Here is an 11,972-nt window from a genome sequence, read left to right as displayed (position 1 = left end):
CGCCTCCCCCGGCCGAAGACCACCCGTCCCACGGGCCACCGGCCCCGTCACGGCTCGGTCACGCCCACGCCCACGGCCCCGTCACGCCCACGGCCACGCCCACGCCCACGCCCACGCCCGACGGTCACCGCCGTACGGCGGACCGCGCCGTCCCGGCGGTGGCCCCTCCCCCGTCCGTGCGGGGACGGCACCCCCCAGGGGCATCCCTCCCCGGGACTCCCCCTACGGGCCGGGGAGACGGGGCGGCCCGCTTCCCCTGGGGCGACGCTCCGAAGGTTTCCGCAGGTCGGACGGGGTTCCGGTCGGCGGTACCGGGGTGGGGGCCCGCTATGGGGGGACCGAGGGTTTTCCCTGTGGCGGGGGACTAGGGGGTTCCCTCATTGGGGGGCGGTGACGGCGGCCCTACCGTAGGGGTGTGCCGCTCGCCCGGGCATACGGGGGTCTGTCCCGAGACCCCCGTGCACACCCCCCACACCCGGGCGAATCCCCCACCGGCAAGCCCTGAGGAGACTCATGTCCGGGTTCACCCGCGCCAGACCGGCCGCCGCCCCGGCCCGTACCGGCGCACCGACCCGTGCCGGCGGCATGGACACCTGCCAGGGCGACAGCGGCGGACCCCCGGTCACCGGGGGCGTCCTGGCAGGGACCGCCTCTTCCGCGGCCCGGCTTCCGTTCCCGTAGCCGCCCTCCTCCCGCCCGGCCGCCCGCCCCTTCTTCTCCGGCGGTCCGCCCCCTTTCCCGCGGTCACCCCGCACCGGTCCCTCCGACCCGCGCCCGGCCGGTGCCTCCCTCGCGCACCCCAGATGTCCTGAGCACCCCTCAGGTGAGATGCCGGGGGGTGTTGCGGGCCTCCACGAGCGGCCCGCAGCGCCCCCTTTCCAACCCCTCCGGCCCGGCCCCTCCGACACGCGGGGGCCGGGTCAGCCGCGTACCGTCCCGAAGCGGACCCCGCGGCCCTCCCCCGGGTGCATGACCGCCAGCATCCGCTCCCCCTCGGCGGCGATCTCCGCCCGCTGCCCGCCGGTCGGCGGCTCGAAGGTCTCGACCACGAGGGCGTCGTCCGTCAGCGCCCACAGCCCGGCCAGGAAGCCGTCCACCAGGAGGGTGCGGTACGCCTGGTTGCCCTTCCAGGAACGGCCCTTGTGGCGGGGCGGCAGGACGCGGGTGCGGTCGGCGTGGGAGAGCAGCAGGTTGTCGAACTCCGGGAGGAAACGCGGCGGGGCCGGGGTCTCCGGGTCCGGGCGGGGCGCGTCGGGGAGGTCGAACAGCTCGGTGCCGCCGGGGTCCCGGAAGGTGAGGAGCCGGGGACGCAGCCGCTCGAAGACCTCGCGCGTCCGGGTCAGCCCGGACCACGTCCGCAGGTCCTTCACGGACGCCGGCCCGAAGGCGGCGAGGTAGCGCAGGACGATGGCGTCCGGCGCCGGGACCGGCTCGGACGGGCGTCCGAACCAGTGCTCGGCGGTGGTGAGCGCGACCTGACCGCTCCTGCCCCACACCCCGCGCGGGGTGACCTGGACGAGGGGCAGCCGGCAGCGGGCGGCGACCGCCAGGGAGGCCGGGTCGGCGTCGGGCCACCGGGCGCCCAGGGCCTCCCGGAGCTGCCCCATGGTGCGCGGCTCCTCCTCGACCAGCTCCCGGGCCAGGACGGCGAGGGCGTCGAGATCGACCCCGGCCAACCCGGCCCGGAAGTGGCGCAGTTCGCGGTCGCGGGCGGCCTGCACCAGCGGGCGCAGGGTGAGGCAGTCGTCGGCGGTGTGGGTGTGGACGGTGGAGCGCAGGGTGACGATGCGGGCGACCCGGCGGTCGGCCATCGGCCGGGCCAGGTCGTCGGGGGCGAACCCGTCGAGGCGGGCGGCGAGCGCGTAGTAGGGCGGCTTCACGTTCTGCGCCTGGAGCCCGACCAGATGGCTCACGGCGGCCTCGGCGGACATCGGCGCGCGGCACAGCAGGGCCTGCCGGGCCAGGGTCGCGCGGTTGAGCGCCCGGGTGCCGAGTGCGGGGGCCGTCGGGGATGCCTTGGAGGTCATACGGGCACGGTAACGCCGATGGAGGACGGATCCCGTCCTCCATGTGACGGGCGCCCGCGGGGCGGCGCCGTGCCCGGAACGGCGGCACAACGAGGCTCCGGAGGGCGCGGGTTCGGGGACCACCGCGAGCGTGGCCCGGGCCCGGGCGGGTACTTGGGGCGAGTGGCCACGGGGCCGCACGGAGCGGCGGGCGCCGGGTCCGGGGCGGTACGGGCGCCGGAAGCCGGGAGCCCCCGGGGCGACGGCATCGGTCCCCCTGGGACCGACGGCCCCGCGAACGGGGCCGTCACACCCGGGGTTTCGCCGCGCCCGGGGCCCGTACGTGGGTTGCGGCGCCTCCGCCGCCGTTCCCGGTCCGCGGCCCGGGCAGCGGTGCCCGGTGTCTCCGGGCCCCGGCCGCGGTGCCCGGAGCCGACGTGCCCGGCTCGCCGCGCACGGGGCCACCGGTGCCGAGGCCCGGTGCCGATGCCCCCGTGGCCGGTGCCCGGGCGTCCCGCACTCCGGCCGTGGCCGGAGGGGGACTTGATCCGCCGTGCCCGGCACGTCGGCGCCCGGCTCTCCGGGGCAGCGGCGCCTCGGGGCACGAGGGTCCCCGTCGGTGACGTGACGCGACCGGACACGTGCGGTCCGTGTCCGCGCGGGACCGCCACCGGAGCGGGTGGCGCGGTGTAGAACGGGCGAGGGAGGTGCCGGATGCGGGAACTTGCGGTGTCGCTGTGGGACATCGGTGAGGGACAGGGAGTGCGCCAGCTCGCCGAACTGGGGCTGGCGCTGCTGCTGTCCAGCCTGATCGGGCTGGAGCGGGAGGCCCAGCAGAAGAGCGCCGGGCTGCGGACGCACACCCTGGTCGGGGTGGCCAGCGCGCTGATGATGGAGATCTCCCAGCACGGCTTCTCCAGTGTGCTGGGCATGGACCACGTCGCCCTCGACCCCTCCCGGGTGGCGGCGCAGGTCGTCTCCGGCATCGGCTTCATCGGCGGCGGTCTGATCTTCGTACGGCGGGACGCGGTACGGGGGTTGACGACCGCCGCGACGATCTGGCTGACCTGCGCGGTCGGCATGGCGTGCGGGGGCGGGCTGCCCGTCCTGGCCCTGGCCACCACGGCGCTGCACTTCGTCGTGGTGCGCGGGTATCCGCCGCTGGTGTCCCGCCTGGTGAAGGACGCGGCGGCGCGCACCGTCGAACTGCGTCTGACGTACGTCGCGGGGCAGGCGCTGCTGCCACGGCTGATGGAGGTGTGCACCGGGCGGGGCTTCCGCATCGTGCGGGTGACCGCCGAGCAGCTCCCGGGGCGCACGGACCCGGCGGCCAGGGTGCTGCTGCGGCTGGAGGGCACCGAGGACCCGGTCGCCCTGACGTCCGACCTGTTCCTGATGGAGGGGGTGCTGGACGCCGATGTGAAGGTGGAGGCGACGGAGTAGCCTCCCGCACCGTCCGGCCGGGACGGGCCGGGGCACGGTCGGGGCGTACCCGGGGCCGGGCGCGCGGCTGAGGCCGGGACCGGGAGCCCGACCGGCGGCGGAGTCGGAGGCCGGGAGCCCCGGCCGGAGGCCCCGGGGACCGTCCGGGGGCCGGAGCCGGGACCCGGGCGGGAGGCCGGGGCGGTGGGCCCGGGGGCCGGCGGTGAGGCCGGAGGTCGGGAAACCGGGCCGGAGAAGCCGCAACCGGAGCCGGACGGGCCGTCCGGAAGCCGGACGGAGGAGGCGGTGCCGATGGGGGAACCGGGACCGGCGTCTGGGCGCGGGCCGGGACAGGGCGGGGACCAGGGCACGGGGCGCGGGCCGGGACCAGGGCACGGGGCGCGGGCCGGGACCAGGGCACGGGGCGCGGGCCGGGACCGGCGTGACGGTACGGGTCGGCATCGGCCGATTGGGGCGGCTCAGGCGTGGCACTCGGTGCGCATCGGTCCTCGACCGGGAGGAACCATCGTGACCACCGGCCGGCTGCCCGAGCACGAGCAGCGCATCCTCGACGAGATGGAACGGGCCCTGCGCCACGACCGCCGGCTCGACCGGCGGCTGCGCACCCTGCGCCTGAGCCGCCTTCCCGACCCGGCACGGCTGTCGGCGTACCGTCCGCACACGCTGACGGTGCTGCTGCTCCTCGCCCTGTCGGTCGTCCTGCTGATCACGGGTGCCGTCACCGCGGCGTCGGGCGTCCTCTGGGCCTTCGCCGCCGTGGGGCCGCTGACGCTGTTCGCGGCGCTCCGGCTGGCCCGGCGCCGGGGCCCGCGCTCCGACCCCCCGGTGCGCCCCCGACGCTGACCGGAGTCCGGCAGCGCCCCGACGCTGCCGGACTCCGACCGGGCCGGCGGCCCGGCCCCTTGCCCGCCTCGCGGTACGCGTCCCTTCGGAACGGGGCCGCGTCGGGTCCGGGCCGCCCGGTCGGGGCCGTCGGCCACGGTCGGGGCCGTCGGCCAAGGCTGCTGGAGCTGGCCGCCCGGTCGAGCGACCGGGCGGCCGGTCCGAGGGAGGTTCCGAGGCCCTCGGGGCCACCGGATCAGACCCCCTCCTCCGCCTGGGCGTGCTCCGCGAGGGCGAGACGGTAGACCCACTCGGTGCCCTCGGCCACGCCGTGCCAGGTGTAGTGCCGCAGGACGTGGTCGCGGCCCGCCCTGCCGTAGCGGTCGCGCAGTTCCGTGTCGGCGAGCAGCGCGCGGGCGGCGGCGGCGATGGCTTCCGGGGCCCTCGGGGGGACGAGGCGCCCGGTGACGCCGTCGGCGACGGAGTCGCGATGACCGCCGACATCGGTGGCCAGCACCGGCACGGCGCACGCCATGGCCTCCAGCGGCACCATGCCGAACGGCTCGTAGACCGGTGTGCACAGCACCACGTCGGCGCTGCCCAGCAGGGCCGGCATGTCGTCCGGGGCCACCGAGCCGAGCAGGGTGACCCGGTCGCCGACCCCGAGGCGGCGGGCCAGCGCGGTCAGGCGCCGGGCCTCCCGGTCGGTGCCGAGCCGTTCAGCCGGGGGGCCGCCCGCGATGAGGAGTTCGGCGTCGGGGATCGCGGCGAGCGCGCGGACGGCGTGGTCGAACCCCTTGCGGGCGACCAGCCGTCCGCAGGCGAGCAGCCGGTACCGCCGGCCGCGCGGGGGAACACCGGTGCCCAGGGCGCCGGGACGGAACTGCCCGGCGTCGACGCCGCAGGAGACCACCGAGATCCGGCGGGTCGGCACGCCCAGATCGCCGAGTTCGACGACCTCGTCGGTGCAGGTGGCCAGGACGCGGCAGGTCCGGGCGAGCCGCCGCTCGACGGCGACGCGTTCGGCCGGGCTGGTGTCCCGCTTGCCCTGGTGGCGCCGTTTGACGCTGCCGAGGGCGTGGAAGGTCTGCACGAGCGGCAACTCCTGGGGTCCGGTGGCGATCTGGGCCGCCATGCCGGACATCCAGTAGTGCGCGTGCACCACGTCGGGTCGCCGACGGCTCCACGCACGGGCCAGAGCGGCGCCGAACGTCGGTATGTACGGGGCCAGTTCGTCCCGGGGCACGGGCTCGGCCGGACCGGCGGGCACGTGCTCGACGACGGCGCCGCCGGGCAGCGGCACCCGGTCGGGCAGGTCCAGCGAGTCACGGCGGGTGTAGACCGTGACGTCGTGGCCGCGTTTTGCCAACTGCTCGGTGAGGCGGGCCACATGGACGTTCTGTCCGGCGGCGTCGACCCCGCCGAGCGCGGCGAGGGGGCTCGCGTGCTCGGACACCATGGCGATCCTCATCGGGTCACCTCCTTCGGCAGCCGCTTCCCGGTCGTCCGGGAAGCGGGTCAGCCCGTAGCGGGACAGGGCGGTCGCGGGGCTCCACCGACGGTGCTCCGCGCGGGCGGCGCGGCGTCGGGGAGGTCCCCCGCGGGTGCGGTCGGTGCGGCGGCGCGGTCGGGGACCGCTCCGCAACGGGGACCGGGGACGGCGGGGCACCGGGTGCGGTGCGGCGGGAGGCGGTACGGCCGGGGGCGGTACGGCGGGGGGCGGGCGACCGCGCGGGGACGGGCCCCGCACGCCGCGCCGGGGGACGATCCCGCCGGTGGGCCGGGCACGGCACGGGCCGCGGCGGCGGCCTCCCCACGGGCACCGTGAGCGTCCGGGGCACCCGCGCGGAGGACGCCAGGTGCTCCCGCGGCGCCGGGCTTCCCGCGCGGACGGCCGCGGGCCGGGGCCGTGCCCCGGGTCGGGAACGGGCCCCCGGCCGGGGTCACGGCGCCACCTCCCGCCAGGCGCGGGCGGCACGGTGGCGCCACTCTCCCCGCAGCCGGTACCAGGTGGCGAGCGGTGGGACGGCGACGCTGGTCCACCGTGGTGACCTCGCCCGGGGTGCGGGGCCCGGGGGCGACGCGCTCCCAGGCGAAGGCGGCGGTGCCGGCGGCCCAGCACAGCCCCGCCGCGGCGGCGGCCCGGCGGCGGCCCGCCGCCGCGAGGACGAGGGCGAGCGCCCCGGCGGCGGTGACGGCGGCGTGGCGGCGGATCCGGCTCCGGGGGGCGACCGCCTTCGCCCACCAGTCGGGCCCGTGCAGACGGCGCATCAGGGCGTCGTCGGCGTGGGCCCGCTGCTCGGCGAGGGAGACCCAGCGGGAGGCGGGGCGCACCGGGTGGCGGGTGGTGCGGCGGCCCCGCCGGATGCGCCGGCCCGCGCCCAGGACGCGCAGGGCGAGGTCGGCGTCCTCCCGGAAGGCGCGGGTGAAGCGTTCGTCGAAGCCGTCGACCTGTTCGAGCACGTCGGTGCGGTAGACCATGTCGGCGGCGCTCCAGGGGGCACGGGCGAGCCCGGCGCTGCCGCGTTCCCAGTCGGTGGGGCGGCGCCCGCCGGGCAGCGGCACGGTGATCACGCCCTGGACCCCGGCGGTGTCGGGGGCCGCCTCGGCGAGGTCCCGCGCCAGTTGGTCGTACCAGTACGGGCCGACCTGTACGTCGTCGTCGAGGAAGGCGGTCCACGGCGCGGTGACCGCCCGGAACCCGGCGTTGCGGGCGCCGGCGGGTCCCCGGCCGCCGCTGCGCAGCACCAGGGTGCGGTCCCGGAGGCCGCCGAGGACGCTCAGCGGGTGGTCCAGGGCGTCCGCCGCCGTTCCCGGTCCGGGCGCGGCGCCGCCCCGGCCGTCGCCGGGCACTGCGGTGTCCCACTCGGGGGGCCGGTCGTCGACGATGACGATCTCGTCCGGGAGGGGTCCGTGCGCGGCGGCGAGCGCGGCCAGGCAGTCGACCAGGCTGTCGCGGACGAGAGTGGGGATGACGACGGCGTATCCGCCGTCCCCCGCCCCGGTCACGCGGGCCCCCGCTCCCGGCGGCCCCGCGCCCGGTCCGGCCCGCCCGTCACGGGCCCGGCCTCGGGCCCGGCCGGGCGGGCGGAAGGTCCCCGCCCGGCGCCGGGGCGAGGGTCGCGCAGAACACGGGCCGGCCGTCCACCGGTGGATCGGCCACGGGCCGATCGGCCGCCGACGGGGCGGCGGGTGCCGTCGCGGCCGGTGCCGTCGCGGATCGGGGTCAGGAGGTCGGTAGCGAGGATGCGCATGCGCATGGAGGTGCTCCGTCCCGGGCGGCCCGCGGGCCGTGGGTTCCGGCGCCACGAGCCGGGGCTCAGCGGACCTGGGGGGGGCTCAGCGGATCTGGCGATCCGGGGGGGGCGGGCGGCAGGGGTGCGGGCGGCGGGGGTGCGGGCCGGAACCGGGCTCGGGCGGGGACTCGGGGCCGGACTGGCCGGCGCCGGGGCTCCGCACGCGCCCCGGCTCGATTCCTGCGGGTGCCGCGCCGCCGGGGCCTCAAACCCGGGAACCCGTCCCACCCCGGAAGGCCACCCCCGCGTCCCCCCTGACGGCGGCTCCCGGACCCGTACGGGCGTCAGGCCGGATACGTACCCCGGACCGGCCCCCTCCGCCCGCCCACCGGCCGTCCACCTGGCCGTCCGTCCACTGCGCCCCCTGGAGGGGGCGGCCGAAAGTCATCTATACGCTCGACGTACAGTCCCCGCATGCTTTCGCTGACCAAGAAGAGGAATGACGCACGGACGAGGTTGCCCGGGGCCCTGGTGATCGCCGCGGCCACCGCCCTGGCCCTCGCGCTGAGCGGCTGCACCCGGCTGGAAACCACCTCTCCCGGCGCCGTCCGCGACGCCGCGGGCATCCGGGACCCGGCACCCTTCGGCGCCGCGGACTGCCGCGAGGCCAAGTGCATAGCCCTGACCTTCGACGCCGGACCGAGCGGCAACTCCGCCCGGCTCCTGGACGTCCTCGCGGAGAAGCGGGTCCCGGCGACCTTCTTCCTGCTCGGCGCACGGCACATCGACACCCGTCCCGGACTGGTGCGGCGGATGGCGGCCGAGGGCCACGAGGTGGCGAGCCACACCTGGACCCACCGGATACTCACCGACGCCGCACCGGAGGAGATACGCGAGGAGCTGGAACGCACCAACAAGGAGATCGTCCGCCTGACCGGCCGCCGCCCCACGCTGATGCGCCCGCCCCAGGGCCGCACCGACGACACCGTGCACGCCGTCTCCCGGGAGCTGGGCCTGTCCGAGGTGCTGTGGACGGTGACCGCCAAGGACTACCGGACCACCGACCCCGACCTGATCACCGAGCGCGTCCTCGACCAGGCGTCACGGGACGGGATCATCCTGCTGCACGACATCTACGACGGCACCGTTCCCGCCGTGCCCGGCATCATCGACGCGCTCACCGCCCGCGGCTACACCTTCGTGACGGTGCCGCAGCTCCTGGCCCCAGGCAGGGCCCGGCCCGGCGAGGTCTACCGCTGAGGCACCCGGCCCGGGCCGCCGACGAGCCCGCCGGCCCCCGCTTCGGCCCTCCCGGTGCCCACGGCCCTTCCCCTCGCGCCCCGGCCGCCACCGTGCCCCTCACGGAGCGCTCCGCTCCGCCGTGAGCCCGCCGCCCACCAGGTCCAGGCCGTGCCGGAGCCGGCGGAAGTAGGTGGCCCGGCTGATGTGGAGCTGCCGGGCGAGCTGCTGATGGGTCCTCGGCCGCCCGAGGTAGTAGTGCCGGAGTATCCACCCCGCCTCGGCCTCCTCCCGCACCTCGCTGTCCGCCAGCCTCCGCACGCCCTCCCGCAGGTCCTCGGCCAGCTCCGCCACCGTCCGGGGGCGCGGCGAGGAGAGCAGCGGGCTCTCCGCCAGCCGGGCCGGGTCGGCGATTCCGGCGAGGGCGCGGGACACCTCCTGGCCCGTCGGCCGCGGTCCGCCGTGCGTCCCGCCGTGCGTCCCGGAGGCGCGGGCGAGCCGCTCCGTCCAGTCGGGCAGGGCGGCGGAGCCGAAGTCCTGGCTGTAGATCTCGGGCTTGCGCCCGCAGCGGTAGACGTCGTCGGTGGTGGTGCCGTGGCGCTGGAAGCGCAGTCCGCGCAGCAGCCGCTGGTAGTCCGGGTTCGGGGTGGACACCGTCAGCAGCAGGCCGCCCGCGATGACCTGGCGGAGCAGATCGCGCAGCAGGTGCGCGTGCGCGCCCCGGTCGGGGCAGTAGGCCGCCCCGAGCAGCCAGACCCCGGTGCCGCGCGGCCGGCCGAGCAGCCGGTCCGTGTGCTGCTGGAGCAGCGGCTCCACACCGTTCAGGGTGCGCTCGGTGACGGGCTGGGCGTTCATCAGGCCGATGATCCGGCCGCCGTCGTCCCGGACGAGCTGGAAGCTGGCGGGGTCGTCGACGAGCCAGCGCTCCACCATGCGGTCGGTCCAGCGGACGTCCAGCCCGCCGTGCCGGGCCCACTGGCGCATCAGGGTGCCGATGGCGTCGGCGTCGTCCGGGGCGGCGGAGTGGATCACGTCCCGGGTCACGCTGATGGGGAACATCGTCTCGCGGACGGCGTCGTCGTCGGCCAGGGCCATGATCCCCTCGGCTAGACGGCTGCGGCGCCCGGCGGCGGGCTCGCCGGCCAGCAGCTCCTTGCGGTGGGCCAGCGCCCGGGCCCGTGTGCCGCGGTGGGCGGCGGGCCGCCGCCAGCGATGGGCCAGCTCGATCACCCCGCGAAAGGGTTCGGCGAGGGTCAGTCCGAGTTCGGTGGGGACCACCGGGCTGAGCCCGGCCAGGGCGTCGAACAGGTCCGGGTCGGCGTCGAGCAGCTCCTCGTCCGCCGACCACACCGCGGCCAGCCGGACGAGCGCCTGCTGCCACGGCCCGGCGGGCCGCTCCCGGGTGAGCCGCCCCATGATCTCCCGGGCGGCGGCGTCGGCCACCGCCCCGGCAGCGGTCGGCGGTGCTCCCGCGTGGACGGCCCGGCACGCCGCGTCGGCGATCAGCGGGTTGCCCGCGGCGAGCCGGACGATCAGCTCCCGGCACCGCACGTCCGTCACCCGCGCCTCCGCCGCCAGACGCCCGATCCGCGCGTCCGGCCACGGGGCGGTCTCCAGGACCGCGATCCCCGTGCCGGCCCATCCCGGCCGGGCCAGCAGCGGGCGCCGGCCGACGACGAGGACGGGCCGGCCGCCGGGGGGCCGCAGCCGCAGCGGCTCCAGCGCGGACAGGGCGGGGCCGCCGTCGGCGCTGTCCACGACCAGCGGGCCCGCGGTGTCCTCGGCGAGCGCGGCCGGCAGCCGCTCCACCGCGCCGGGCCGGGCGAGGTCCAGGAGGCACGCGGGCCGCAGCCCGGCGGCGAGCAGGGACTTGCCGCTGCCCAGCGGGCCGGTGAGATTGGCCAGTTCGCGGCTTGCCATCACCTCCCGCAGGGAGTCCGGCGTGGCTCTAACCGGCGGCGCGGCTGCGGGTGCCTCGGCCATCGGACCTCCAGGATCGCTTCGGTGCACGACCTCCCGTCATAGCGATCCGCGTCCTATCATTCAAGTGGTCACGTCAGAGGAACGTCCCTGGTACCAGCCGGTCGTGAGACTGCGCTGAGACCTCGCGCACCGTCTCCCCGGGCACACTTGTGCTCCGTCGTCCCGCCGGACTCGTACAAGGGGAGGGCCATGGGGACCCACACGATGTCGCCACTCGGTCTGAGCAGCACCGAGGAGGCGGTGTACCGGTTCTTCCTGCGAAATCCGGGCGCCGCCGTCCATGACGCGCGGACCGTCTCACCGAGGGACGGGGAGGACGTGGACCGCGCGGCGGCGCGGCTGCGCGAACGGGGGCTGCTGCACGGGAGCGAGGCGCGGACCTGGGCCACCGACCCCGGGGTGGTGGTGGCGCGGCTGACGGAGGAGCAACTGGACGCCGCCTACCGGACGCTGCGCCGTCTCGCCGACCCACGGCCGATCCTGCGCTCCCTGCGGCGGGACGCGCCCGCCCCCTCCTCCACGGGCGGCAGGAGCGTGTACGCGGGGTCCGCAGTCGCCCTGGACCGGCTGGAGGACCTGGGGCAGGCCCTCGCCCGGATCGACCGGGCCGCCTTCCACGCGGACGCCGAGATCCTGGCGGCCGTGCCCAACCGTGCCCTGGCCCCGCTGAGCACCAACCACACCCTCTCGCTCGGTCTGCGCTGTCTGCGGCGCGGTGTCCGGGTGCGGACCCTCGTGGGAACGGACGCGCCGACCTCCGCGAGCGGCGCGGACCACCTCCGGCGGCTGCGCTCCGACGGCGCGGAGGTCAGGGTCGCGGACGGACTCTCGGAACTGGTGCTCGTCTACGACCGGCGCACGGCGCTGGTCCCCGTGGACGCGCACGACATCGGCCGGGGCGTGCTGTGCATCGAGGAGAGCGGCCCGGTGAGCAGTCTGGTCACCCTCTTCGAACGGCTGTGGGCGGCGGCGACGGACCTCACCGACCCTCCCGCCGCGAAGCCGGCCACCGGCAGTCCCACCGGGACCCAGCGCACGGTGCTGCTCCTGATGTGCACCGCCACCAAGGACGAGGCGGGCGCCCGGGAGGCGGGCATGTCGCTGCGCACCTACCGGCGCCATGTCTCGGACCTGCTGGCCCTGTTGGGCGCGCGCAGCCGGGCCCAGGCCGCGCTGCTGGCCCGCGAGCGCGGCTGGGTGTGACCCCGGCGCCGCCACCCGCGCGCCGGGGCCGGGCCCGGGC

8 protein-coding genes and 1 pseudogene are annotated in these 11,972 nt (G+C 77.4%); 5 read left to right on the top strand and 4 right to left on the bottom strand.

What is annotated here, in order from left to right:
• Nucleotides 1–513: 513 nt before the first annotated feature.
• Nucleotides 514–681: a trypsin-like serine protease gene (locus ACZ7LB_RS08445; RefSeq protein ID WP_471466293.1), complete on the top strand. Its 168-nt coding sequence runs from the start codon at nucleotides 514–516 to the stop codon at nucleotides 679–681.
• A 239-nt stretch (nucleotides 682–920) separates the two neighbouring features.
• Here the strand turns inward: ACZ7LB_RS08445 and ACZ7LB_RS08440 are convergent, their stop codons facing one another.
• Nucleotides 921–2,027 carry a winged helix DNA-binding domain-containing protein gene (locus ACZ7LB_RS08440; protein ID WP_471466290.1) on the bottom strand — a complete coding sequence of 369 codons (1,107 nt, stop codon included), beginning with the start codon at nucleotides 2,025–2,027 and terminating at the stop codon, nucleotides 921–923.
• Nucleotides 2,028–2,720: 693 nt separating this feature from the next.
• Between ACZ7LB_RS08440 and ACZ7LB_RS08435 the strand changes: the two genes are divergently transcribed.
• Together ACZ7LB_RS08435 and ACZ7LB_RS08430 are read left to right on the top strand one after the other, a co-directional pair.
• A complete protein-coding gene (locus ACZ7LB_RS08435; protein ID WP_471466288.1) occupies nucleotides 2,721–3,449 on the top strand; it encodes an MgtC/SapB family protein in 729 nt (242 codons plus the stop codon).
• A 507-nt stretch (nucleotides 3,450–3,956) separates the two neighbouring features.
• Nucleotides 3,957–4,292: a DUF3040 domain-containing protein gene (locus ACZ7LB_RS08430; protein ID WP_471466286.1), complete on the top strand. Its 336-nt coding sequence runs from the start codon at nucleotides 3,957–3,959 to the stop codon at nucleotides 4,290–4,292.
• Nucleotides 4,293–4,527: 235 nt separating this feature from the next.
• Here ACZ7LB_RS08430 and ACZ7LB_RS08425 read toward each other — a convergent pair whose 3' ends face one another.
• Both ACZ7LB_RS08425 and ACZ7LB_RS08420 read right to left on the bottom strand, forming a co-directional pair.
• Nucleotides 4,528–5,742, bottom strand: a complete 1,215-nt coding sequence (locus ACZ7LB_RS08425) for a glycosyltransferase (RefSeq protein ID WP_471466285.1) — start codon at nucleotides 5,740–5,742, stop codon at nucleotides 4,528–4,530.
• Nucleotides 5,743–6,214: 472 nt separating this feature from the next.
• Nucleotides 6,215–7,280 (bottom strand): annotated as a pseudogene (locus ACZ7LB_RS08420) (glycosyltransferase family 2 protein).
• 701 nt (nucleotides 7,281–7,981) lie between these two features.
• On the opposite strand from ACZ7LB_RS08420, the gene ACZ7LB_RS08415 reads away from it, so the two are divergent.
• Entirely contained in the window at nucleotides 7,982–8,767 is a 786-nt protein-coding gene (locus ACZ7LB_RS08415; protein WP_471466283.1) for a polysaccharide deacetylase family protein, read from the top strand.
• 99 nt (nucleotides 8,768–8,866) lie between these two features.
• Here ACZ7LB_RS08415 and ACZ7LB_RS08410 read toward each other — a convergent pair whose 3' ends face one another.
• The gene (locus ACZ7LB_RS08410; protein WP_471466281.1) at nucleotides 8,867–10,729 is read right to left on the bottom strand and encodes a hypothetical protein; all 1,863 of its coding nucleotides are present in this window, start codon (nucleotides 10,727–10,729) and stop codon (nucleotides 8,867–8,869) included.
• A 189-nt stretch (nucleotides 10,730–10,918) separates the two neighbouring features.
• On the opposite strand from ACZ7LB_RS08410, the gene ACZ7LB_RS08405 reads away from it, so the two are divergent.
• Entirely contained in the window at nucleotides 10,919–11,932 is a 1,014-nt protein-coding gene (locus ACZ7LB_RS08405) for a LuxR family transcriptional regulator (RefSeq protein ID WP_471466280.1), read from the top strand.
• Nucleotides 11,933–11,972: the final 40 nt, after the last annotated feature.

Source organism: Streptomyces sp. NPDC107521, from assembly GCF_055598485.1.
Note: the sequence above shows the minus strand (reverse complement) of the source record. Positions and strands in the feature narration are given on the sequence as shown.